General features: G+C 60.2%; 18 protein-coding genes. All 18 read right to left on the bottom strand.

Translation table 11 applies throughout. The annotated features are described in order from the left end of the window. Positions 1 to 150: 150 nt before the first annotated feature. The 18 genes from F8N44_RS29430 to F8N44_RS29335 all read right to left on the bottom strand — a co-directional run bounded on the left by F8N44_RS29430 (position 151) and on the right by F8N44_RS29335 (position 20,032). Positions 151 to 1,566, bottom strand: a complete 1,416-nt coding sequence (locus F8N44_RS29430) for an APC family permease (protein WP_150652806.1) — start codon at positions 1,564 to 1,566, stop codon at positions 151 to 153. Further along, positions 1,556 to 3,943 (bottom strand): TonB-dependent receptor plug domain-containing protein, encoded by a 2,388-nt coding sequence (locus tag F8N44_RS29425; protein ID WP_150652805.1) that lies wholly within the window; start codon positions 3,941 to 3,943, stop codon positions 1,556 to 1,558. The genes F8N44_RS29430 and F8N44_RS29425 overlap by 11 nt, the downstream gene beginning before the upstream one ends. 453 nt (positions 3,944 to 4,396) lie before the next feature. Continuing rightward, the gene (locus F8N44_RS29420; protein ID WP_150652804.1) at positions 4,397 to 5,062 is read right to left on the bottom strand and encodes a sulfite oxidase-like oxidoreductase; all 666 of its coding nucleotides are present in this window, start codon (positions 5,060 to 5,062) and stop codon (positions 4,397 to 4,399) included. 158 nt (positions 5,063 to 5,220) lie between these two features. After that, the gene (locus F8N44_RS29410) at positions 5,221 to 6,276 is read right to left on the bottom strand and encodes a substrate-binding domain-containing protein (RefSeq protein ID WP_150652803.1); all 1,056 of its coding nucleotides are present in this window, start codon (positions 6,274 to 6,276) and stop codon (positions 5,221 to 5,223) included. A gap of 23 nt (positions 6,277 to 6,299) precedes the next feature. After that, entirely contained in the window at positions 6,300 to 7,325 is a 1,026-nt protein-coding gene (locus F8N44_RS29405; protein ID WP_150652802.1) for an ABC transporter permease, read from the bottom strand. Then, positions 7,318 to 8,874, bottom strand: a complete 1,557-nt coding sequence (locus F8N44_RS29400; RefSeq protein WP_150652801.1) for a sugar ABC transporter ATP-binding protein — start codon at positions 8,872 to 8,874, stop codon at positions 7,318 to 7,320. Before F8N44_RS29400 ends, F8N44_RS29405 begins: the two co-directional genes overlap by 8 nt. Positions 8,875 to 8,882: 8 nt before the next feature. Further along, a complete protein-coding gene (locus F8N44_RS29395) occupies positions 8,883 to 9,554 on the bottom strand; it encodes a methionine ABC transporter permease (RefSeq protein ID WP_007950374.1) in 672 nt (223 codons plus the stop codon). Beyond that, complete coding sequence (locus F8N44_RS29390; protein ID WP_150652800.1) at positions 9,551 to 10,351, bottom strand: methionine ABC transporter ATP-binding protein; 801 nt, start codon at positions 10,349 to 10,351, stop codon at positions 9,551 to 9,553. The genes F8N44_RS29395 and F8N44_RS29390 overlap by 4 nt, the downstream gene beginning before the upstream one ends. Further along, entirely contained in the window at positions 10,348 to 11,157 is an 810-nt protein-coding gene (locus F8N44_RS29385) for a MetQ/NlpA family ABC transporter substrate-binding protein (RefSeq protein WP_150652799.1), read from the bottom strand. Before F8N44_RS29385 ends, F8N44_RS29390 begins: the two co-directional genes overlap by 4 nt. 27 nt (positions 11,158 to 11,184) lie before the next feature. After that, positions 11,185 to 12,231: an isopenicillin N synthase family dioxygenase gene (locus F8N44_RS29380; protein WP_150652798.1), complete on the bottom strand. Its 1,047-nt coding sequence runs from the start codon at positions 12,229 to 12,231 to the stop codon at positions 11,185 to 11,187. A gap of 495 nt (positions 12,232 to 12,726) precedes the next feature. Beyond that, positions 12,727 to 13,644, bottom strand: a complete 918-nt coding sequence (catA, locus tag F8N44_RS29375) for a catechol 1,2-dioxygenase (protein WP_150652797.1) — start codon at positions 13,642 to 13,644, stop codon at positions 12,727 to 12,729. 168 nt (positions 13,645 to 13,812) lie between these two features. After that, complete coding sequence (gene catC / locus F8N44_RS29365; RefSeq protein ID WP_150652796.1) at positions 13,813 to 14,103, bottom strand: muconolactone Delta-isomerase; 291 nt, start codon at positions 14,101 to 14,103, stop codon at positions 13,813 to 13,815. A gap of 15 nt (positions 14,104 to 14,118) precedes the next feature. Next, positions 14,119 to 15,240 carry a muconate cycloisomerase family protein gene (locus F8N44_RS29360; protein ID WP_150652795.1) on the bottom strand — a complete coding sequence of 374 codons (1,122 nt, stop codon included), beginning with the start codon at positions 15,238 to 15,240 and terminating at the stop codon, positions 14,119 to 14,121. A 22-nt stretch (positions 15,241 to 15,262) separates the two neighbouring features. Further along, positions 15,263 to 16,024, bottom strand: a complete 762-nt coding sequence (locus F8N44_RS29355) for a 1,6-dihydroxycyclohexa-2,4-diene-1-carboxylate dehydrogenase (protein WP_150652794.1) — start codon at positions 16,022 to 16,024, stop codon at positions 15,263 to 15,265. A gap of 21 nt (positions 16,025 to 16,045) precedes the next feature. Then, positions 16,046 to 17,059, bottom strand: a complete 1,014-nt coding sequence (benC, locus tag F8N44_RS29350; RefSeq protein ID WP_150652793.1) for a benzoate 1,2-dioxygenase electron transfer component BenC — start codon at positions 17,057 to 17,059, stop codon at positions 16,046 to 16,048. Positions 17,060 to 17,079: 20 nt separating this feature from the next. Next, the gene (gene benB / locus F8N44_RS29345; RefSeq protein WP_150652792.1) at positions 17,080 to 17,568 is read right to left on the bottom strand and encodes a benzoate 1,2-dioxygenase small subunit; all 489 of its coding nucleotides are present in this window, start codon (positions 17,566 to 17,568) and stop codon (positions 17,080 to 17,082) included. Beyond that, entirely contained in the window at positions 17,568 to 18,923 is a 1,356-nt protein-coding gene (gene benA, locus F8N44_RS29340; RefSeq protein ID WP_150652791.1) for a benzoate 1,2-dioxygenase large subunit, read from the bottom strand. The genes benB and benA overlap by 1 nt, the downstream gene beginning before the upstream one ends. Before the next feature lie 152 nt (positions 18,924 to 19,075). Further along, entirely contained in the window at positions 19,076 to 20,032 is a 957-nt protein-coding gene (locus tag F8N44_RS29335) for an AraC family transcriptional regulator (protein WP_150652790.1), read from the bottom strand. Positions 20,033 to 20,514 lie beyond the last annotated feature (482 nt).

Raw genomic sequence — 20,514 nt, 5'->3', positions numbered from 1 at the left:
CTGTATTTGCCTCACTGAATCCATAATCGATTTCGACCTGTATTTGCCTCACTGAATCCATAATCGATTTCGACCTGTATTTGCCTCACTGAATCCATAATCGACCTCGACCTGTATTTGCTTCACTGAATCCATAATCGACTCGGTCTTTCAGGTCGATGTATCACGCAAGACAACTCGGTCGGCCCCCTCTCCCTCCGGGAGAGGGCTGGGCGGGCGGCGTTTCCGATGAGGGTTCGCTTTTAAACGGCTCAACCCGGCCAATAGCACGGCACCAACCAGCAACACTCCAATCCCCAAAAACGCCCCAACCCCCACCACCGTCACGCTGGAATACAGCATGTACAGGCACAACCCGAAAAACAGCAGCGGCAACAGCGGATACAACGGCACCTTCACCGGCCTCGGCACCTCGGGAAAACGCCGTCGCAGAATGATCAGCGCCACGCTGCTCAAGCTCAGAAACAGCCAGTACACCGGGGTCAGATACTCAACCATGGTATTGAAACCGCTCTGGGTAAAACTGCCAAACAGCACCAGCAACAACGCCACCGCACCTTCCGCCAGCAGCGCTTTACGCGGTACGCCATGGCGGTCGTCCCATTCGCCGAAACCGCGCAGCTGCGGCACATCGCGCGCGGCGGCGTAAGTGGTGCGAGCGCCGACCAGCAGGGTCGAGTTGATGGTCGCGATCGCGGCGATACCGACCATCAGCAAAATCAGCAGAACACCCGGTGCACCGAAAGCACGGTTTAACAACTCAACCGCCGGTGCATTGCTGGCGGCCAATCCAGCGAATCCCAAGCCCTGAACGAACGCCCAATTGAGCGCCAGATAGATCGCCATCAACACACTCAGCGCACCGAGCATGGCGATGAAAATCCCCCGCCGGCCATCCCGCACTTCCGCCGATAACGTCGCCGCATCGCTCCAGCCACCGAACGCCAGAAAGACGAAAATCATCGCTGCGGAAAACCCGGCCATACCGGTGTTTGCCGCGACGGGCGCAAGACTCGGCGCAGGCGCTTCGAGGCCTTGCCAGACCAGAAAAACGCCGGCACTGGCAATGCTCAAAAAGCCCAGTGCCAACAGCCCCACCAACAAGGTCTGGGTGAGAAAGCCAATGTGCTTGCCGGTGAGATTAAGCAGCACCAGTGCCGCAATGACCGCCCCGGCAAACAATCCGGAACCGTACTGCCCCAGCGGCACCACCGCATCGACATAATCGGCGAACATAAACGCCGACAACGCTATCCACCCGGTGTGCATCACCGAAAACCGCGACCAGGCGAACAAGAACCCCATGCGCTCGCCATACGCCGTGCGCAGAAAGTGATAATCGCCGCCCGGGTGCGGAAACGCTGTGGCCATCTCGGCAAAACACAGCGCGCCAATCATCGACGCGACACCGCCCAGCACCCACACCAGGTAGAAATGCTCTGGCCCGACGTTGAGGGCCACGGTCGGCGCGGTTTTCAGGATGTCGGTGGTGATCACCATGCCCAGCGTGATCAGCAACGCCTGAAACACCGGCAGGTGCCGCCCCGGCCCCGCATTAGAAACCATAGGTAGCGCGGGCGTAATAATAGGCGCCGTTGGTGCCGATTGGCGAAAGCACGTCGTACGGCAGGTTGCCGCCGTAGTTGATCGCCGAACCGGAGCGTTCCGGGTAGTTGTCGGTGAGGTTGTTGCCGCCCACGGCAATGTTGAATTTCGGGGTGAATTTGTAGGCCACTTCGGCGTCCAGCTGCCACACGGCGCCGTAGGTTTGCTCCGGTTGCGAGTCGCCGAAATCGAAGACACGGGTGGTCTCGCCCTGTCGCGTCAACCTTCCAAGCAGGCCCCAGTGTTCGCTGGCCCAGTTGGCGGAAAAGATGAAGCGATCCTTCGGCGCCGCGTCGGTCAGGGTGTTGGTTTCTTCGACGCCGACGAGGGCGTCATTGCCGATGCCCAGTGCCGTCAGTTGCGACGGTGTGCCTTTGGTGCTGGTGACTTTGGTGTGGTTGTAGGTGTACGCGGTGGTCAGGCCCAGCTGCCCTTCGTAGAACGGCTGGTGGTAGTTGAGCACCAGTTCGGCGCCGTCGGTGCTGGTGTCCGCCGCGTTGGTGAAGAAGTTGACGTCGTGCACGCCAGCAACGCCGAAGTTGTCGTTGATGTAATTTTCCAGGGCATCGCTGCCGATGCGTTGCGACAGAGTGATGCGGTCTTTGACGTCGATGCGGAACACGTCCAGGGAGGCATCGAAGCGTTCGTTCAACTGGAAAGTCAGGCCGAGGCTGAAGTTCTTCGAGGTTTCCGGATCGAGCTTCTCGGCGCCGAGTGCACGGGCGATCGGATCGTTGACCGAGAGCACGCGGATGTCGGTCAGCGTGCCGCCATCGCCGAAGTTGCTGGTGGTGTTCTGGAAGCCGCTTTGGGCCAGCGACGGTGCGCGGAAGTTGTTCGATACCGCACCGCGCAAGGCCCATTGCTCGGTGAGCTTGTAGCGACCGCTGAGTTTGCCGGTGAGTTTGCTGCCGGCATCGTCGTAATGTTCCCAGCGGGTGGCGGCGTCGACAAAGAAGCGATCAGTGAGATCGCCGGACAACTCGGCGTAGGTGCCGAACACGTTACGATCCAGATCCGACTCTTCGCTCGGGCGCAAGCCATTGGCGCCGTCCGCGCCGGAGCCGATATACGAAGCCTCGTCACCGGCGTAGGTCAGGTAGTTTTCGTAGCGGTATTCACCGCCAACCGCCAATACAAAGGAGCGCTCGCCGAGGCGCAGTTCGCGGCTGAAATCGAGGTTGGTGGTGGTCTGCCGCAGTTCGTAATCGCCGGTATCGAACTTCGTGGGTGAGTCTTCACCGAGGCTGGCGTTGAGGGTGTGCCGGGTCGAGCCATCGAAGCGGTTGCGACCATGGGTGACGCTGCTGTCGAAGTCCCACTCGTCTCCGAGCAGGCCTTTGAAACCGGCGGTGGCGGAAATGTCCCTGTTGTCACCGAGCGATTGCGGCAAGTAGCCGTTGGGGTAGAACTGCGGCTGTTCGTACGGGTAACGATAGAACTCGGCGCCGGTGGTGTGACGCTGGTTATAGGTGCCGAAACTGTAGGCTTTGCCGCCGGCCAGCGGCAGTTCGCTGTTGAACCAGAGGTTGACGTCCCGCGCGACGCCGTCGCCCATCACATAGTTGCGCTGACCGGGGCTGTCGGCAAAACCGTCAAAACCGGCGCGGTTGGTCGGGTTGCGGTCCTTGTATTCGGTGCCACCGCGGATAAACCCGCCCTCCTCGCCGAGGCGCGTGCCGATCTTCGCCGTGGTCACGCTGTTCTGGCCGTCAGTGGTGGTCTTATCGATGGCGTCCTGACGGGTGTGATAAGCGCCATAACTGGTCGACACTTCGCCGCCCTCGGGCGCGTCATCGAGAATGATGTTGATCACCCCGGCAATCGCATCGGAGCCGTACTGCGCACCGGCGCCGTCACGCAGCACTTCAATGCGTTTGATCGCGCTGAGCGGGATCGAGTTGAAGTCGACCGGCGCGGTGCCACGACCGATTTTAGAGGAGTCATTAACCACCGCTGACGTGTGGCGGCGCTTGCCGTTGACCAGCACCAACACCTGATCCGGGCTCATGCCGCGCAGTTGCGCGGCACGCACATGGTCGGCGCCGCCGGAGTTGGATTGGCGCGGCAGACTGAAGGACGGCAACAGCGTCTGCAACGCTGCGCCCAATTCACCATCAGCAGCGCCGGCGGATTTGAGGTCTTCGGCGGTGAGCACATCGACTGGCACCGGCGAATCGAGCACGGTGCGTGAAGTGCCACGGGTGCCGGTGACCAACACGGTGCCAAGTCGGGATTCGCTGTCGGCGCTGGCGGAAGTTTCTTCGGCATTGGCCGGAAGTTGCCAGATGGCGCACGCGACAGCAGCCGCCAGTAATGAACGGGAACGGTAATGCATATAACAGCTCCTTGAATCGCAGTTAATACCCGGCCGTTGCCGACAATAAAAGTGCGGCAAGCAATGCGCGGCAATGTCTGCTGTAGTTTTGGATTTCTGGAAGGCAGTGAAGGTTTTTTACGGTGAGTTGCAGTTTCCCCAGCGTGAGTCATTTCCCCTTGAAAGCCGATGCTAGACGAGCGGCTGCGGGCCGTAAAAGAACCAATAACACTTAGGTTAGATCGCTCTAAAGGATTGTTCTTAGTTCAGCAAAAGTGTTGCTGAGCCAACACCTGAACCAACTAATCAGCAATTAAGTTTCTATGTAAATACACATCCCCTGTGGGAGCGAGCTTGCTCGCGAATGCGGTCGACCAGTCAACGGAGAGGTCACTGAAAGGGCCCCTTCGCGAGCAAGCTCGCTCCCACAGGTTGATCGTATTCCAAGGTGTGAACAGGCTGCGTCCAGAAAACTTAATCGAACTCTTTCTCCAGCCAGGCATCCACAGCGATATCCAGTTCATCCCCACTGAATCGCTGCTCGGCAAACGGATCGGCGTGCAGATGAAAGCCGTTCTGCTCCCAGAACCCCGGTTGTTCCTGATCGACAAACTCCAGCCCGCGCAACCATTTGGCGCTCTTCCAGAAATACCGCCCCGCCACCACCAGCCGCAGTGGCCAGCCATGTTGCGCAGTCAACGGCTGCCCGGCGTAGTGGGTGGCCAACAAACTGTCGGGGTGTAACAGATCATCGAGTCGCAAGTTGGTCTGGTAATCGGGGTCGGCATGAGCCATGACGAACGCTGATGTCGGCTGGATATCGAACGCCTGCAACAAATCCTGCAGATGCACCCCACTCCACTCGGTGTCGAACTTCGACCAGCGTGTCACGCAATGGATGTCACAACGCAGTTGCCGCTGTGGCAGTGCCAGCAGATCGGCGTAACGTAGTTCGATCGGCTGGGCGAGCGTGCCGGACAGGCGCAGCGACCAGTTGGCGAGGTCATATTCCGGTACTTCGCCTTCATGGAGAATTGGGAATCGCTCCGTCAGCACTTGGCCTGGGGGCAGTCGATTGCCGAACGCCGGATCGGCTTGCGGGGAACGGCTTTTGCGTAAGCGGTCAGCTTTGTTGTGCATGTAAGCTCCAGAACTCCCTCAGTTTCCGCAACTACGCGTTACCCCTGTGGGAGCGAGCTTGCTCGCGAAAGCGGTGGGTCAGTCAACAGAGATATCGACTGAACGGGCCTCTTCGCGAGCAAGCTCGCTCCCACATGGGCCATGTCGTGGCAAATGTTCTAGTTGGCCACCGGAATCCACGGCGCCCGTGCGACATTCGCGGTGTCGCCGAAAGCCGGAAGCTTCTGCGCCAGGTCACGCACGTTTTTCACGTCCAGATCCAGCAACTGCTGACGGGTAATCAGTGTCGGCGGCACCAACACCTGATGCCCCGGATTTTCCCCGGCAATCAACATCGCCAGACTGCGCACGCTGATTGCCCCGGCCACTTGCGGATTGACCGCCGCCGTCGCCGCCCAGGCGCTGTCCGGCTCTTTCATGATCTGAATATCGGCAGTGGAAATATCGGCGCTGTAGATCTTCACCTTGCTCGTCAGACCCGCCTCATCCACGGCGATTTTCGCGCCTTTGGCAAACTCATCGAACGGCGCAAAAATCACGCTGATGCCTGGATTGGCTCGAAGCACGGCGCTGGCCTGATCCGCCACCGAATTGGCGATCGGCGGATTCAGCGTGCCAAAGCGTGCCTTCTCGACGATCCCCGGATTGGCTTTCTTGACCTGACTCCAGATCTCGTCGCGGCGCTCCATCGGCGTAAAACCGCTGATGTACACGTAGCCGGCATCGAACTTCGTGCCGTTGTCCTTAACGGCTTGATCCAACGCAAGACGCGCCAGCGCATGGTGATCCTGCTCGACCTGGGTCACTTGCGGCGTGTTCAGATCGACATCGAAAGCGACGACCTTGATGCCTTTGGCGATAGCGCGATCAATTGGTGCTTTAAGGGTTTCGGCCAGGCCGAGCTGGACGATGATGCCGTCGACGCCCAGATCGATCGCCTGATCGATCATCTCGCCCTGACTCGCCGCCTGCTGCCGGGCATCGAATACGCGCAGGTGGGCACCCAGTGCTTCGGTCTGCTTTTCGACGCCGCGCAAGTACGCCTCGGGGAAGTCCCCGGAGAACAAGTAACCCACCAGCGCGATCTGCACCTGACCTTTATCGAACGGTGCGGGTGCGCCGGGCAAGGCTTTGGCCTGAGCGCTCAGCGCCACGGCCGAAAGCAACGCACCGGCGAGGCAATGACGGGCGAACTGTGTGATTGAACCGTGCATACAACATCCTTGAATGAAGCGGCTCAACGCGCCCGATGCGCGAGGCCGAAGGTGAACATCAGGGCCAGCACCAGCACCAGTCCCTTGACGAAATCCTGTGCGTAATACGGCGCGTTGAGCATGGTCAGACCGTTGAGCAACGCCGCCACCAGCAGCGCACCGACCAGGGTGCCGAAGGCGTTAGGCTTCTTCGCGCCGAGTACGGCAAAACCGATCAGCGCCGCGCCGAGAGCATCCAGCACCAGACCGTTGCCCGAACTGACGTCGCCACGACCCAAGCGTGCCGCCAGCAACAAACCGCCGAGCGACGCCAGCAATGACGAGAGCACGTAAGCCAATAATTTGAAGCGCTGCACCGGCGCCCCCGCCAGTCGCGCCGCTTGCTCGTTGCCACCGATGGCATAGAACAAACGGCCAATGCGCGTGCGTTCGAGAAATAACCACACCGCGATCGCCACCACGCTCGTGATCAATACCGGTATCGGCACTACCTCCCACAACCGCCCGCGCCCCAGCGCCAGAAACGCGGCACTGAACGTACCTTCGGTTTCCTCACCACTGGGCAAGGTCATGCCCACTGCAATCGAACGTCCGCCAGTGGGAATCAGCTGCACGCCGATCACCAGAAACATGCTGCCCAGCGTCGCAAGAATGTCCGGCACCCGCAGTTTGACGATCAGCCAACCGTTGAGCAGGCCGACCAGCGCCCCGCCCACCAGACTGATCAATACCGCCGGCACCGCACCCCAGCCGAGCACGACCATCACGTAACTGGCGATCATCAGGCTCATCGCCGCCACAGCGCCAATCGACAGATCGAGGCCGCCGACAGCCATGGTCAGCGTCACGCCCAGCGCCAGCAGCGCAACAATCGATACCGATTGCAGGATGCTGAACAGGTTGCCGACGCGCAGGAATGCCGGCTCGGCCACACTGAAAAACACCACGATCAGCGCCAGCAGCCACAGCAGGCCGTAGCGGATCAATACGTGCAGCAGACGTTCGGCGCGTGCCGGCTCGGTCGAAAACAGTGAACTTGAATCAGGCACTCGCTCTGCTCCTTGGCGTGGCTTGAGGGGAATGTTCGGTGACGTCGCTGCCGGCCAGTGCAGCGACCAGATCAGCACGATTGAGGCCGGCGCGCGGGTACTCGGCGACCACCGCGTGATCGCGCACCAGCAGGATGCGGTCGGCAATCTCCAGGGCTTCATCGACGTCGGCGCAAATCACCAGCGTCGCCCGGCCCCTGGCGCTGTCGCGCAGCAGTTGGCCGATGTCGCGGCGGGCACGCACGTCGACGCCTTGAAACGGTTCATCAAGGATCAATACCCGCCCTTCGCCGAGCAGCCAGCGGCCGAGCACGACTTTCTGTTGATTGCCGCCTGACAGTGCGCTCATCGGCACATCGATACCGGCAGTCTTGATCCCCAGCGCCGCCACCTGTGCCTCGACCGCTGCCGCTTCGGCGCGGTTGCGGATGAAACCGCCGCGGCTGAAGCGTTCAAGAAACGGCAAAGTAAGGGTGCGACGCAAAGAAAAATCAGGTATCAGCGACTGACTGGCGCGATCTTCGGCCGCGAAGAAAACCCCGCTTTGAATGGCCTGGCGCGGTGAGTCCGCACGCCAGTCAGTGCCATCCAGTTGCACGCGGCCCGAGGTCGCTTTACGCAGGCCGAACAGCACCTCGGCGATTTCGCTTTTACCGGCACCCAACAGCCCGGTCAGCACCACCACTTCGTTTTCGTGCAGGGTCAGATCGAACGCGGCGGAGCGCGGCAGGACTTGCATGGCGCTGAGCTTCATCACCTCGCGCCCGGCCACGCGCGGCTGGTAAACATGTTCGGCCAGCGCCTGTCCCAGCATGGCACTCACCGCTTGGGGCAATTGCCGAGCGGTGAACTCGCCCGCGAACTGGCCATCCCGCAAAACGATGGCGCGATCTGCCACGCGTTGCAGGTCGGAGAGTCGATGGGAGATGTACAGAATCGCCACTCCACGACTGCGCAAGGTGTCGATCAAACCAAACAACCGTTGCGCCTCGGCATCGGAGAGCGCCGCCGTCGGCTCATCCAGAATCAGCAGGCGCGGCTGCAAGGCCAAGGCTCGAGCGAGCACCACCAATTGCCGTTCGGCCTGACCGAGATGCTCGATCGGCTGCTCCAGCGGCAAGGTCAAACCCAACCCTGCGGCAATGCTCGCGGCGCGCTCCAGCAGGTGTTGGCGATTGAGCCAGAAGTCAGCGTCTGGCTTGCACAGTTCATCGAGCAGGAGGTTTTCCGCGACACTCAAACCCGGTGCGATGCCCTCGTTGATCTGTTGGTGCACCGCGACAATGCCAAAGCGCCGCGCCGACAGCGGCGAACTGAAATGCCGAGGCGCGCCCTCCAGCCAGATCTCGCCAGCGTCGGCGCTCTGGCTGCCCGCGAGAATCTTCACCAAGGTCGACTTGCCCGCGCCATTGGCACCGAGCAGCGCCACCACTTCGGCGGGATAGATGTCCAGACTGACGGCATCCAGCGCCCGACTCGCGCCAAATATTTTGCTCAATTCACGCAGACGAATCAGCGGTTCGCGGACTACGGCGACCGGCACACTCATACAAATCCTTAGCGGCGATGCGCCAGCGAACGAACCAACCGATCGCCCAGGCTTTGCACGCCCTGAACGAGGATCACCAACACCACAACCGTGGCGACCATCACTTCATTGTTGAAACGCTGATAGCCGTAACGGATCGCCAGATCACCGAGTCCGCCACCGCCTATCACTCCGGCCATCGAGGAAAACCCGATCAGCATCACCAGCGTCAAGGTGATCCCGGCCAGCAACGCCGGCAGCGCTTCGGGCAACAACACTTTGAAAATCACATGACCGATGTCGCCGCCCATGGCGAGGATGGCTTCGATGCGACCCTTGTCGACTTCGTCCAGAGCGTTTTCGACGATGCGTGCGAAGAACGGAAACGCGCCGATGGTGATCGGCACCACAGCGGCGGTGCTGCCCAGTGTTGTGCCGACCACCAGTCGCGTCAGCGGGATCAGGGCGATCAGCATCACCACGAATGGCAGCGAACGGCCGAGGTTGACCACGCCACCCAGCACAGCATTCAAGCGTGGCATCGGCAGCAGTCCGTCGCGGCGACTGATAAACAGCAACACGCCCAGCGGCAAGCCGATCAGCAGTGTGAACAGCCCTGCGAGCAGAACCATGTACAGGGTTTCACCGGTGGCGTTGAACACCAGTTGCAGGATTTCATCCCAATTGACCGTGCGGTTCATGAGTGCGCCGCCCGTACGCCGTATTGCTTGAGAAAACTCAGGCCCGGCTCAGCATGACCCAGTGGCAAGCCGCAGGTCGGCCGCAGCGAAGCGCCCAGTTGCGATTGCGCATCGGCCAGCAGCCGTGGCACCGGCCCGGCTTCGACCAGGCGTCCGTTGGCCATGAACGCGGCGTGGTCGCAGATCGACTTGACCACGTCCAGTTCGTGGGTGATCAACACGATGGTCACGCCCAGTTGCCGATTGATATCGCGCAGCAATTGCAGGATCGATTCGGTGGTTTCCGGGTCGAGCGCACTGGTGGCCTCGTCCGAGAGCAAATACGCCGGCTCAGCGGCCAAAGCGCGGGCAATGCCGACGCGCTGTTTCTGCCCGCCGGACAACTGCGAGGGAAAGGCCTGCGCCTTGTCACTCAAGCCAACCAGCTCCAGCAGTTCGCGCACCCGCACATGGCGCCACGGCTTGCCCACCTTGGCGATCTCCAACGGCACCGCAATGTTGTCGAATACCGTGCGCGAATGCAGCAGGTTGAAGCCCTGGAAGATCATGCCGATGCGCTGGCGCTGCTGGCGCAGTTCGCTGACCGACAGCGTCGTCAGGTCGACGCCATCCAGCACAATGCGTCCGCTGTCCGGTCGTTCGAGCAGATTGAGGCAACGCAGCAGCGTCGACTTGCCCGCGCCGCTACGCCCGAGAATCCCGTAAACCGCACCGTCGGGAATGCTCAGCGAGACCTGATCGAGTGCCGGTTGCGCGGCCGAAGGATAAGTCTTGCTCAACTGCTCGACGGCGATCATGGCTTGCCGCCCGCCACCGGAATCACCGAGCCGGCGAAGTTGTCGGTGATGTATTTGGCGACCTCTGGCGACGTCAGGTCCTTGGCCAGTTGCGCGATACGCGGATCTTTTTCGAGTTTGGGTGTGGTTACCAGAATGTTGGCGTAAGGATTGTGCTCGGCTTTCTCCAGACCCAAGGCATCCTTGGCCGGCACCAGGCCTGCGTCGAGCGCGTAGTTGCCGTTGATCACGGCTAGATCGACGTCGTCCAGCGAGCGCGGAATCTGCGGCGACTCGATCTCGAGGATCTTCAGCTGTTTCGGGTTCTCGGCGATGTCCTTGGGTGTTGCCTGATCGGCGGCCGGGTCATTGAAGCCGGGTTTGAGCTTGATCAGGCCGTTGTCCTGCAACAGGTACAGCGCGCGGCTCAGGTTGGTCACGTTATTGGGCACGGCGACGGTGCCTTTTACCGGTACATCGGCGAAGCTTTTATGGCGATGCGAGTAGATGCCCAAGGGTTCGATATGCACCGTGGCCGCCACCGCGAGTTTTTCGCCGAGAGCCTTTTCCTGGGATTTCAGGTACGGCAAGTGCTGGAAGTAATTGGCGTCGACGTCACCGTGCACCAACAGCTCGTTGGAGTTCACACCGTTGGGGATCTCGATGACTTTGAGATTCAGCTGCGGATCGATTTTCTGGATGTACGCCAGAATCTGCGCGTGGGGCACCGGGTCGGCGGCGACGCGCAACGGCTCCAACGCCTGCGCACCGAACGACGTCACCAGCGCGCCGAGCACGGCCAGGGTCAAACCTGCTTTCTTGATCATGTGCGAAGTCCTTGAGCGAGTGATGAGTCAGGCGGATTTACGAACGGGCGGTGGCGGGAGTAGCGCATCGGCGTAGAAGCGTTGCGCGACATCGGGATGCGAGCGCAAACGACCTTTGAGGTAGTTCCAGCCGACATCGCGAAACAGCGGGTTGAGCGGATCACTGGCCGGCCCGCGCGCCTCGCGCAACAGTGCGGTGGGCAGCGGATACAGCGGCACCACAGCGTCGAGTTGCGCGCCGAGGAAGAACGCGACAGACAGGCGTTCACTTCCCGCCGGTGGCGAAACCACGCGATGCACCGTGGCCCGCAGATAACCGTTGCTGGCCAGTTCGAGCAGTTCGCCGATGTTCACCACCAGGGTGTTCTCGCGTGGCAACGCATCGATCCAGCGGCCCTCTTCGATTTCGACTTGCAGACCGGCCTGTTGGTCTTGCAGGAGGAAGCTGAGGAAACCCGAATCCTTGTGCGCACCGACACCTTGATGGCTCGACTCGCTGGACTGGCCGGGATAGCGCATCAACTTGATGTGTTCGTTGGGTTTGTCGCCGTAGAGCTGATCAAACGCATCGGCGCGCAGCGAGAGTGCCTGAGCGAACGCACGCAGCAGGCGCAACGACATCCGCGTCATCGCCTCTTGCCATTCCAGCAGCAAAGGTTTCAGTTCCGGCAGTGCCGCCGGCCATTGGTTGGGGCCTTGCAGCCGCGCCCAGAATGGGCTGTCCGCGTCTAATGGCAACACCTCGCGCTCGGCGCCCAGATCGAACTGTTCACGCAGATCGGGCTGGCCACGGGTGATTTCCGAGGCGGCCCGGTTGTAACCGCGAAAGTGTGGTGAGTTGATCATGCCAACGGCGTTTTTTTCGCTGTCGGGCAAAGCGAAAAACTGGCGGGCGTGGGCCTGTACCTGCTTGAGCAAAGCACTGTCGATGCCATGCCCGGTCAGGTAGAAGAAGCCGACGTCTCGGGCGGCGTGGCGCAGGTCTTCAAGAAATTCGTAGCGCTGCTGCGCTGTGCCTTCGAACAGCGACAGGTCCAGCGTCGGTAATGCGGTGATATCGAGGGTATGCGGCATGATTCACTCCCGTGTGAATCAAACCTGAAGAACCTGTGATCGATTCAGCGTGTGCCGTCATGGCAATCGGGGGTCTATCGGTTTGATGCGTTTTGATTCGTCGTTGCGACAAAACTAAACGATCTTAAAAATACGTAGCCAATATCTTTTTCGCATTACCTTAGGCCTGATTTCCCCTCACCCCAGCCCTCTCCCGGAGGGAGAGGGAGTCGACCGAGGTGTATATCGCGATACATCGACCTGAACGACCGAGTCGATTATGGATTCGGCACAAACTGTTCAGGTCGGCGTAGCACTAAATATCGCCTCGGCCAGTACCCTCCCAACACTCTCCCGGAGGGAGCTGACCGAGTTGTCTTGCGGTATACATCGACCTGAACAACCGGGTTGGATTCGGCAAATATCGTTCAGGTCGGCGTAGCACTCAAGATCCCCCCGGTCAGTCCCCTCTCCCTCTGGGAGAGGGCTAGGGTGAGGGAACCAGACGACTCGGTATCAAGCGTCTTGCAACGCACGCGGCCGTTGACTGCGTTGTTCGGCACTGGCATCCGGCGCCGGCTGCAACTGGAAGTCAAACTTCAGCTCGGCATAACGTCCCGATGCCGCATCCTCACGGAACACCACCTCCCCAACCAACCCTTCACGGGTCGCATAAGCGAAGTCATCCCACAGGTATTGATCACCCGACAGATTGATCTGCGTCGTCAGGTGCCGATGCCCCGGTGCGCTGATGAAGAAATGCACATGGGCCGGACGCTGGCCATGGCGGCCGAGCAGGTTCAGGCATTCCTGAGTCGGCCCTTGCGGGTCGCAGCCATAACCGGACGGGACGATGCTGCGAGCGCGGTAGCGGCCCTCGGCGTCGGTGATGATGCGTCGGCGCAGGTTGTACTCGGACTGGCTCGGGTCGAAAAACGAATAGGTGCCCTTGGTGTTGGCGTGCCACAGGTCAACGGTGGCACCGGACAACGGCTGGCCCTGCAGATCGAACACTTGGCCTTCGAGGTGCATAACGGTGGCGACGCCCTCCTCGCTGCCGTCATCCATGCGGCACTCACCTTCGCACAGCGGCGCGCCGGCCACGTACAGCGGGCCTTCGATGGTGCGTGGCGTGCCGCCGGTCAAGCCGACCTGTGCGTCCTTGGCGTCCTGTAACAGGTCGAGAAAATGCTCGAGGCCGAGGCCGGCGACCAACAGACCAGCTTCGGAACGAGCGCCCAAACGGTTGAGATAGTCAACGGTTTTCCAGAACTCATCATCGCTGATGTCGAGGTCTTCGATGATTTTCGCGCAGTCCTGCAAGATGCGCAGAACGATGGTTTTCAGCCGGGAATTGCCATCGTCGCTGGCAAAACCGGCGGCTTCTTTGAAGAACGTTTGCAGCTCGGCGGTGTGGGCAATTTTCACGGTCATGGTGGTTACCTCATCTTGTTGTTGTGTCGACGCAGTTCACTTAGCGCACTTCCCCTGTGGGAGCGAGCTTGCTCGCGAATGCGTTGTGTCATTCAGCATTTATGGTGACTGGCTCACCGCTTTCGCGAGCAAGCTCGCTCCCACAAGGGAAATGCGGCGAGCTCAGAATTAGCGATCGTCGGAATGGATTGACGACGGATGCCGGCACAGGCCGTCAACCTCGATGTCCATGTAGGGGAACAACGGCAATAGCATCAACGTGTCGTGCAGGGCCTCGACGCTCGGCACATCGAACACGCTGTAATTGGCGTAATGCCCGGCGATGCGCCACAGGTGCCGCCATACGCCTTCGCGTTGCAGGCGTTGCGCCAGTTCCTTCTCGTCCGCCTTCAGCCGGGTGGCCAATGACGGGTCCATATCGACGGGCAATTTCACGGTCATTTTTACGTGGAACAGCATGCTGACTCTCCTGATTCAGTGGCGGCGAAAACGCGCCAGACGCTCTTCATCCAGCGCCAGGCCAAGGCCTGGAGTTCGCGGGATGTGCAGGTGGAAATCGCGGTACTGCGGCGCTTCTGTGACGATGTCTTCGGTCAGCAGCAGCGGGCCGAACAGTTCGGTGTCCCAGGTCAGCTGTTTGAGCGTGAGGAAGGCGTGCGCCGAGGCCAGCGTGCCGATGGAGCCTTCAAGCATGGTGCCGCCGTACAACGCGATGCCCGCTGCCTCGGCGATTTGTGCGGTGCGCAACACGGCACGCGGGCCGCCGTTTTTGGCGATTTTCAGGGCGAACACACTGGCGGCGCCGTCGGCGGCGAGACTGAAAGCATCCTCGACGCTTTCGATCGATTCGTCGGCCATGATCGGTGCCGGACTGCGCTGATTCAGGCGAATCTGCCCGGAGCGGTTGACCCGCGAAATTGGCTGTTCGATCAGGTCGATACCGTTGTCACCCAGCACCTGACAACCACGAATCGCCTGGGACTCATCCCAATACTGGTTCACGTCAACTCGCACACTGGCGCGCTCGCCCAAGGCTTTTTTGATCGCCACGACATGCTTGAGGTCTTGCTCCAGCGGATTGGCACCGATCTTCAATTTGAAGATGCGATGGCGGCGTGTTTCAAGCATCTGCTCGGCTTCGGCGATATCGCGGGTGGTGTCGCCGCTGGCCAGGGTCCAGGCCACTTCGAGGCTGTCCCGCACACGGCCGCCGAGCAGTTCACTGACCGGCAGGCCGAGGCGCTTGCCTTGCGCATCGAGCAGTGCGCTTTCGATGCCGGACTTGGCGAAGGTGTTGCCCTTGGCGATCTTGTCGAGGCGCTGCATCGCCGCGTTGATGTTGTTGGCCTCCATGCCCACCAACGCCGGCGCCAGGTGCGCATCGATATTGGCTTTGATGCTTTCCGGGCTTTCATAACCGTAAGCGAGGCCGCCGATGGTGGTGGCTTCACCGATGCCCTCAATACCATCGCTGCAGCGCAGGCGCAGAATCACCAGAGTCTGCTTCTGCATCGTGTGCATTGCCAGTTTGTGCGGGCGGATGGTCGGCAGGTCGACGATGACCGTCGACAGGCTTTCAATCAGAATTCGCTGCATTTCGATGTCCCTTGAAAAGTAATCAACCGAGGTCGCCGCCACCGACCGGCAAAGTCACGCCGGTGATGTACGAGGCGTCATCGGAGGCCAGAAAGAGGATCGCACCGACCTGTTCGTCGAGGCTGCCGTAGCGCTTCATCAGGCTGCTGTCGAGGGTTTGCGCGACGATTTCCTGATACCAGGCCTGCTCCTGCGCCGACGGTTCGGCGGCATTGCGCGGGATGCGCCGGGGCGGTGCTTCAGTGCCACCCGGCGCGGTGGCATTGACGCGAATACCGCGCTCGGCGTTCTCGAATGCCAGGCACGCGGTCAGCGCATTGATGCCGCCCTTGGCCGCGCCGTACGGCACGCGATTGACGCTGCGGGTAGCAATCGATGAAACGTTGACGATGGCGCCGCGCCCTTGCTTGAGCATGTACGGCAGCGCGGCGTGACAACACCACAGCGTCGGGAACAGCGAGCGGCGCACTTCGGCTTCAATCTGTTCGACTTCGTAATGCTCGAACGGCTTGGCCCAGATCGTGCCGCCGACGTTGTTGATCAGGATGTCGAGACGGCCGAAGGTGTTGATGGCTTCGGCCATGACCCGTGCACAATCGGCGTATTGCTCAAGGTCAGCGGTCAATGCGAGAACGCCCTCGCCTTGCAGTTCGTGAACCAGTTCAGAGCGATCGACGGCGACGACTTGCGCGCCTTCGTTCAGCAGGCGTTCGCAGACGCGACGGCCGATACCCTGCGCCGCGCCGGTGACCAGCGCGACCTTGTTGGAGAATCTGTTGTTCATGACAACCTCGAAGGTAGGAATTCAGGCAGCCGCAGCGGCGAATTTTTCGTAGTAGAAATTCGCGGGGGTGATGCCCTGCTCGCGGATGTATTGGCTGACCGCTTCGACCATCGGCGGCGGGCCGCACAGGTACACATCGACATCGCCTTCGTTAAGGTGGCGCGGCTCGATGTGCTGGGTGACGTAGCCCTTGAGCGGATGCGCACTCTGCGGATTGGCCACGCAGGCGCCGAAACTGAAGTTCGGGATGCGGGCGGCGAAGGCCTCGAGACGATCGAGTTCAACCAGATCGAAATCGTTGGTCACGCCATAGAGCAAATGCACGGGATGATCGCTGCCCTGTTCGGCGATCTTTTCCAGCATCGCGGTGAACGGTGCCAGGCCGGTGCCGCCCGCCAACAACAGCAGCGGCCGCTTGATCTCGCGCAGGTAGAAACTGCCCAACGGCCCGGCCAGAATTATGCTGTCGCCGGCCTTGGCCAGCCCGGTGAGAAAGCTGCTCATCAAGCCACCGGGCACGTTGCGAATCAGGAAACTGACCTCACCGTTTTTCTGCAATGAGCTGAAGGAATAAGCGCGGCTTTGCTCACTGCCGGGCACTTGCAGGTTGACGTATTGCCCCGGCAGAAACGCCAGTTTGCTCAGCGCCTCGCCCCTTATCGACAAGGCAATGGTGCTCTCGGACAACTGCCAGACAGCGCTGATCGAGGCCTGGAAACTGGCCTGTTCGGTCTTGCACACTTGCGAGCCTGCCGGCACTCGCACTACACAATCGCTTTCAGCGCGCATCTGGCAGGTCAAAACATAACCTTGCGCGAGTTCATCCGCGCTCAAGGCGTCTTCGATAAAGTTGTCGCCCATGTCGTAACGCCCGGCTTCGGCGAAACATTTGCAGGTGCCGCAGGCGCCGTCACGGCAGTCCAGCGGGATGTTGATGCCTTGGCGATACGCCGCATCGGCCACGGTTTCATGGCTACCAGCCTCGATGAATCGGGTGACGCCGTCTTCAAAATTAAGCGCGATCTGGAAATTCATGGTGCACCTCGCCGTGTCGACTAGATGTGGTAGATGTCGATGACCTGACGGACGTAATCGTTTTTCAGCACGACTTTCTTGGCCTTGATCAGCGGCTGTTCGCCACGCAGATCGAGGGTGTAGAAACTGCTGCCGAAGTAGCTGTCGGTGACCTGGTAGCGAAAGCTCAGGGTGTGCCAGTTGAAGCGCACCTGGCACTGCCCATCGCTCTGCTCGACGATCTCGATGTTGCTCAGGTTGTGCGAGGTGCGGGTGTCGGGAATGGTCGCGCTGGAGCGCTCGGTCTTGATCCGGAAAATGCGGTCTTCGAGGCCGCCACGGTTGCCGTACCAGATCAGCGAGATTTCGCTTTGCGGGTCTTCGGTGAGGGTGTCGTTGTCGTCCCAGGCCGGCATCCAGAAGGTCGCATCGGCGGCGTAGAGTTCCAGCCATTGATCCCACTGGCCGTCATCGAGATAGCGCGCTTCGCGGTAGAGAAAATCGCGCACGCTGTCGTAGAGGTTGCTCATCACACGGCCTCCACGGGAATCAGCTGTGGCTCGGTGGCAGCGGCCTTGAGCATGGTTTCCTGCCAGTACTTGTGTTGCAGCACAAACAGGCCTTCGTCTTCGGTGCGCATGCCGGAGAGCAGTGGTTTGAGGTCAATTTCCTCGGCTGCTGCGTCGGCGCCTTCGACCCAGTGGGTGGCACCACGGGACATGTCGTTCCAGCCACGACCAGCGCCGTAACCGGTCTGGCACGAGCGGAATTCTTCCAGATCATCCGGCGTCGCCATGCCGCTGACGTTAAAGAAGTCTTCGTACTGACGAATACGTTTGGCCCGCGCTTCAGCGCTCTCACCTTTGGGGGCGATGCAGTAAATGGTGATTTCAGTCTTGTCGACCGAGATCGGCCGGGCAATGCGGATCTGCGAACTGAACTGATCCATCAAGTACACGTTGGGGTACAGACACAGGTTGCGCGAGTTTTCGATCATCCAGTCGGCACGGGCCTGGCCGAAATCACGCGCCAGTTCGTCGCGACGCTCATAGGCCGGACGGTCTTCAGGGTTGGCCCAACGGGTCCAGAGCAGCAGATGGCCGTGATCGAACGAGTAGAAACCGCCGCCCTTCTTCGCCCAACTGCCGGCGCTCATGGTCTTGATCGCTTCACCCGCTTCGCGCTGTTGGCGCTGATTCTGGGTGGCGGCGTAGTTCCAGTGCACAGAGCTGACGTGGTAGCCGTCAGCACCGTTTTCGGCGGTGAGTTTCCAGTTGCCTTCGTAGATATACGAGCTGGAACCGCGCAGTACTTCCAGGCCTTCTGGCGACTGGTCGACGATCATATCGATGATTTTTGCCGATTCGCCCAGATGTTGAGCAAGGGATTTCACATCGGCATTGAGGCTGCCGAACAGAAAGCCGCGATAGGACTCGAAACGCGCGACTTGGGTCAGGTCATGGGAGCCTTCGCAGTTGAAACCTTGCGGGTAGCCGGCTTCGCTCGGGTCTTTGACCTTGAGCAGTTTGCCGCTGTTGTTGAACGTCCAGCCGTGAAACGGGCAGGTGTAGCTGGAACGGTTGCCGGACTTGTGCCGGCACAACATGGCGCCGCGATGGCTGCAAGCATTGAGGAAGGCGTTGAGCACACCGTCCTTGTTGCGCGCGATGAAGATCGGCTGGCGCCCCATGGTGGTGGTGAGAAAATCGTTGTTGTTGGGGAGCTGGCTTTCGTGGGCGAGGTAAATCCAGTTGCCTTCGAAGATGTGCGCCATCTCCAGTTCGAACAGACGCGGATCGGTGAACATCTCCCGCTTGCAGCGGTAGGCGCCCTTCTCTTGGTCTTCTTCAAGCATGGCATTGAGGTAGTCGATTCCCAGGGACATGGCCGGGGCCTCCATTGTTATTGTTCAGGCCAGGTCAGATTAGGGAGGCGCAGCGCGGGGCAATAGCCGAATCCTGCAGATCGCTATCCGTTTTGTGCAGGATGGCGCGGCAGATGATTCGGCATGTTTCGCAGAGGGTTTAGTGCGGAGTGTCAGTGGCGGCGTTTGAAGGTCTGCGACGGCAGTTCGCCGAATTGCTGGCGATAGCTTTCGGAGAAGCGGCCCAGGTGCAGAAAGCCGTAGTCCAATGCCAGTTCGGTGAGATTGCGCACCTGGCAGCTTGGGTCGCTGAGGCAGGTGTGGATGCGCGCAAGTTTGCGCTGGCGGATGTATTGCATCGGTGTGACGCCGAGCTGGCGTTCGAACAAAGCGTACAGCGAGCGCGGGCTCATGCTCGCCTGTGCGGCCAGATGTTCGGCGGGCAAATCCAGTTTCAGATTGCGTTCGATGTAATCGAGGATGCGCTCGAAGCTGACGTTCGGTGCGCTCAGGCACTCACGGCTGACATTGGTGTTCATCAGCGAGATCAGTTTGCTGCCGATGATCTGCGCGTAATGCTCCTGCACCCGCAGCAACGGATCGCTGGCCTCGGCTTCCTGACAGATCATCGCCAGCAGGTTGGTGAAGCCTTCCAGTTCATCCAGCCGATAGTGATTACGCAGGAAACGGATACCGCTGGACGGGTGCTGCCAACGCTGCTCGTTGCACACCGATTCGAGCACGCTGACCGGCACCTTGAGGATGAATTTCTCGCAGTCTTCCGAGTACGTCAGATCAACCGGATCATCCGGGTTGATCAACAGCAACTCGCCAGGTACCAGATGCTGTTCGCGCTTGTGCCCGCGCCACAGACAATTGCCTTGCAGCAGGACTTGCAGGTGGTACACGGTCTCCAGCGCAACAGAGGTCACTCGCACGCTGCCGCCGTAACTGATGCGGGCCAGATCGAGGTCGGCCAGTTTGCGATGGTTGAGGCTGGCTTGTGGGTGGGTGGTTCTGGACAGGCCGATGAAGTGCTGACCGACGTGTTGGTTGACGTAGTCGGAGACGGCATAAGGATCAGCGTGACGAAACACGCTGCTGCGATCGCTCAGCAGATGGCTGTCCATGGGTAGTGCTCGTTGTTGTCGTTATTTTGGGATCACGGGGTTTCAGGCATCACGACTCACAGTACGCCGGAGTGTTGGGGCGGGCAATTGGAAGAAGGTTTGGGTGCTCGATAATCGAACGTTTTTTTGCGGATTACAGAGTGGTTTGAACAATGCCTACACTTGCCGAAGAAATGCCCTACAGGCCAAAAAAACCCAACGCAGAAAAATCCTACTTATGACAGCCTTCAAAAACAAAAAAAACCCGTTCCAGTCGAAACTGAAACGGGCTTTTCCCACCTTAACGGCCGTTACTTCAGGTCGTCAAAGTGGTCTCGCAGGAACTCGTAAAAGCGAAAGGCTTTAAACAATCTCCATACAAGGCTCAGCGTACGTAGCAAAAGCTTCATACGTTTTGGCCTCCAGGGCTGGGGGCCAAACCTCCGGCAAGCTTACCGGATCATGCTTGCTTTCAGCCTGCACGTTAAAGCAGCTAGTGAGGC

The organism is Pseudomonas fluorescens (assembly GCF_902497745.1).
Lineage (GTDB): Bacteria > Pseudomonadota > Gammaproteobacteria > Pseudomonadales > Pseudomonadaceae > Aquipseudomonas > Aquipseudomonas fluorescens_BM.
The sequence above is the reverse complement of the archived record's forward strand: the minus strand, read 5'-3'. Positions and strand labels throughout refer to the sequence as shown.

Bases quoted from the DNA above. Each gene is read 5' to 3' on its own strand.
- benB (WP_150652792.1), bottom strand. From the start codon at position 17,568: ATGAGCAACCTCTACGACAGCGTGCGCGATTTTCTCTACCGCGAAGCG.
- F8N44_RS29400 (WP_150652801.1), bottom strand. From the start codon at position 8,874: ATGAGTGTGCCGGTCGCCGTAGTCCGCGAACCGCTGATTCGTCTGCGT.
- F8N44_RS29425 (WP_150652805.1), bottom strand. From the start codon at position 3,943: ATGCATTACCGTTCCCGTTCATTACTGGCGGCTGCTGTCGCGTGCGCC.
- F8N44_RS29385 (WP_150652799.1), bottom strand. From the start codon at position 11,157: ATGATCAAGAAAGCAGGTTTGACCCTGGCCGTGCTCGGCGCGCTGGTG.
- F8N44_RS29355 (WP_150652794.1), bottom strand. From the start codon at position 16,024: ATGAACAACAGATTCTCCAACAAGGTCGCGCTGGTCACCGGCGCGGCG.
- F8N44_RS29380 (WP_150652798.1), bottom strand. From the start codon at position 12,231: ATGCCGCATACCCTCGATATCACCGCATTACCGACGCTGGACCTGTCG.
- catA (WP_150652797.1), bottom strand. From the start codon at position 13,644: ATGACCGTGAAAATTGCCCACACCGCCGAGCTGCAAACGTTCTTCAAA.
- F8N44_RS29420 (WP_150652804.1), bottom strand. From the start codon at position 5,062: ATGCACAACAAAGCTGACCGCTTACGCAAAAGCCGTTCCCCGCAAGCC.
- benA (WP_150652791.1), bottom strand. From the start codon at position 18,923: ATGTCCCTGGGAATCGACTACCTCAATGCCATGCTTGAAGAAGACCAA.
- F8N44_RS29395 (WP_007950374.1), bottom strand. From the start codon at position 9,554: ATGAACCGCACGGTCAATTGGGATGAAATCCTGCAACTGGTGTTCAAC.
- F8N44_RS29430 (WP_150652806.1), bottom strand. From the start codon at position 1,566: ATGGTTTCTAATGCGGGGCCGGGGCGGCACCTGCCGGTGTTTCAGGCG.
- benC (WP_150652793.1), bottom strand. From the start codon at position 17,059: ATGAATTTCCAGATCGCGCTTAATTTTGAAGACGGCGTCACCCGATTC.
- F8N44_RS29390 (WP_150652800.1), bottom strand. From the start codon at position 10,351: ATGATCGCCGTCGAGCAGTTGAGCAAGACTTATCCTTCGGCCGCGCAA.
- F8N44_RS29335 (WP_150652790.1), bottom strand. From the start codon at position 20,032: ATGGACAGCCATCTGCTGAGCGATCGCAGCAGCGTGTTTCGTCACGCT.
- catC (WP_150652796.1), bottom strand. From the start codon at position 14,103: ATGCTGTTCCACGTAAAAATGACCGTGAAATTGCCCGTCGATATGGAC.
- F8N44_RS29360 (WP_150652795.1), bottom strand. From the start codon at position 15,240: ATGCAGCGAATTCTGATTGAAAGCCTGTCGACGGTCATCGTCGACCTG.
- F8N44_RS29410 (WP_150652803.1), bottom strand. From the start codon at position 6,276: ATGCACGGTTCAATCACACAGTTCGCCCGTCATTGCCTCGCCGGTGCG.